The 2,574-nt window shown below is 71.6% G+C and carries 1 protein-coding gene; it reads right to left on the bottom strand.

Annotation, left to right across the window (positions count from 1 at the left end; all coding sequences use genetic code 11):
* Nucleotides 1-255: 255 nt before the first annotated feature.
* On the bottom strand, nucleotides 256-2,277 hold the full coding sequence (locus tag SCA03_RS34610) for a glycoside hydrolase family 84 protein (RefSeq protein ID WP_086818072.1): 2,022 nt from the start codon (nucleotides 2,275-2,277) through the stop codon (nucleotides 256-258).
* Nucleotides 2,278-2,574 lie beyond the last annotated feature (297 nt).

The following is a 2,574-nucleotide window of genomic DNA, read 5'->3' as shown; positions in this document are numbered from 1 at the left end:
GGGGGGTGAGAGAGACCGTGTTCGTGGGGCCGGGGGCGAATCGGCCGCTACGAAAAAGACGCGTGGGTGAGGTGGGCCCTATGGGGGCTGTCACAAAGGGGCGGGTTTTTCGGGACTCACGGGCGAGGAATTGTGTGCGGGCCGTGAGGGGAAAAGGGCGGGAAATGTGGGCTGGGGCACAGGTGGCCCCCGGCTCCGGATTCGGGAGGCCGGGGCCGGGGGCCGGGTGAGGTCCGGGTCGGGAGGAACGGGCGGTCAGTTGTCCTGGTGGGTGCGGACGGTGCTCAGGAAGTCCTCGATGTAGGGGTCGCCGAGCTTCACCGGACCGACCTGGTGGTGCTCGTCGGGGTCGACGGTGATCGCCGCGGCCTTCTCGGCCGCCTCGTCCATGGCGGTGCGTGCTGCCGCGGCCGCCTCGTCGTCACCGGTGCGCAGCGCCGTCAGCACGCGCAGGCCCTGCCGCATGGCCGTGCCCCACAGCTCGGTGGCGTCCAGCCAGCGCTCGGCGTCGTGCAGGAAGACACGGTCCTGCACGCCGGAGCGGATGCGGGCGGGTGCGGCGTGGATGTCGTCGGCGACGGGCTCCAGTTCGCGGATCGCGCGGGCCGGATCGTCCGCGTAGCGGTCCCAGAACCCGTCCAGGTGGCGGGCCAGTCGCGGTGACTGCGGCTGCCACGGTTCCTCACCGAACGTGGGCGCCATGTGGTTGAGGTCGACGAAGGTGGCGACGGCCCGTGCGGTCCGGGTGTCGCCGCCCGCCAGATAGGCGGCTGCCTGTGCGCCGGAGCGGTCGCGGTCGTAACCGGTGTCGTTCCACGCGTAGTCGGACATCGTGAAGACGGCGAGCTTGCTGGCGCCCGGTTGGTTCATGGGGTTGGAGACGAGCCCGCTGACGTGCTCGGAGAGCCCCGCGTCACGCTTGTCGTAGGGGGCCAGCAGCAGGCGCCCCTTGGTCCGGTCGAAGTCGTTGACGGGGTAGTTGTCCCAGACGAACACCTTGCGGCCGAACAGCTCGGACGCCCGCTCCGCCTGCTCGTTGGTGATCTCGGGCGGCACCACGGCCGTGCCCGTCCACATCACCTCGACGTCCTTGTCGAGCTGTTCGCGCAGCGTCTTCTTGTAGTCCGTCTCGGTCAGATCGCCGTACTCGGTGGGCACCATCTGGAGCGGCTTGGTGCCCTCGTTGGCGGCGACGAAGTCGCGCTGCACCGTGTTGAGCAGGTCCGCCTGGGCCCGGGCCGCGGCGGCACGGCCGGGGGCGCCGTACTTCTCCTGGTCGCCGTCGCAGTTCCACTCCGTGTAGTTGATGTCGTCCAGCGGGACGGAGAAGTCGCGGACGCCCAGGTCGTAGAGCGACTGGAGCTTGGCGTGCAGGGCCTTGACGTCGCCCGGGTCGGAGTAGCAGATCGAGGTGCCCGGTGAGACGGCGAAGGTGAACCGGACGTGCTGGGCCCGGGCCGCCTTCACCAGGGTGCCCAGCTCCGTCAGCTTGTCCTGCGGGTAGGGCTCGCGCCACTTCTCCCGGTGGTACGGGTCGTCCTTCGGCGCGTAGACATAGGTGTTCGACTTGGTGTCACCGAGGAACTCCATGTGGTCGAGCCGCTCGTCCTGCGTCCAGGTCGGCCCGTAGAAGCCCTCGATGGTGCCGCGCAGCGGCATGGACGGATGGTCGCTCACGGACGCCCCGGCGATACGGCGCGGACCATGCTGCCCGGTGATGAGCTGGCGGAGCGTCTGCACCGCGTAGAACTGTCCGGCGGCGTCCGTGCCGCCCAGCGCGACCGTGCCGCCCGCGCCGTGCCCGCGCGCGGGGGAGACCCGCAGCGCGTAGCCCTCGGCGTGGTCGGGCACGCGCGTACCGCGCAGCGCCGGGGCGATGTCGCGTCTGTCTGCGTTGCCCAGCAGGACGGTCAGCCCGGGGCGTCCGGACGGCTTCGTCCGCACCTCGGGTGCGCGGACGCCCTCGGCTTCGAGTACCCGGGTGAGGAGCGTGCGGGCGGCCTCGTCGGTGTCGTCCCCGACGACGATCTCGGCCTGCCGGGGGAGGCGTATGTCCCCGCCGACGCGTTCGGCGCGCTGCGGGGTGGGGGAGACGACCGGCAGTGCGGCGTGCGCCCCGCCCCGGTCGCCGGCCTTCCCGCTTCCGCCGCCGCTGCCACCCCCTCCTCCGGCCCCTCCGGCCCCTCCGGCAGCGGAGGCCGTGGCGGGCGCCCCAGCGGCGAGCAGGGCGAGACCGAGGGCGAGCACTGAGGTGCGGACTCCGACAGGACGGGACATGCGACCTCCGTTGGACGCGGTGCTGGGACCGGACGAGCACAGTGATCGGACGTCAGCTTCAAGTGGTCTGGTCCACTCGTCAAGGCCGCGTGCATGTTTTCCTTGGCCTGCTTCGGGTGCGACTCGCCTGCCGCCGAAGGGAGTTGAGGAACTCCTCCGATGTTCCGCCCGGGGTGGGCACCCGCGCAGAGAAAGGGGCGGGGCGGGCCACGCGTGGTGGTCCGCCCCGCCCCTTGTCGCACTCCGGTCCCCGGAGCCGGTCGGCGGTGCCGGTTTCGGATGTGGTCTCGGGCGCGA

It is taken from the genome of Streptomyces cacaoi (genome assembly GCF_006539165.1).
Taxonomy (GTDB): domain Bacteria; phylum Actinomycetota; class Actinomycetes; order Streptomycetales; family Streptomycetaceae; genus Streptomyces; species Streptomyces cacaoi.
This window is presented reverse-complemented; position numbering and strand designations above follow the sequence as displayed.

Excerpts from the sequence above, each read along its gene's own strand:
- SCA03_RS34610 (WP_086818072.1), bottom strand. The coding sequence starts at position 2,277 with ATGTCCCGTCCTGTCGGAGTCCGCACCTCAGTGCTCGCCCTCGGTCTC.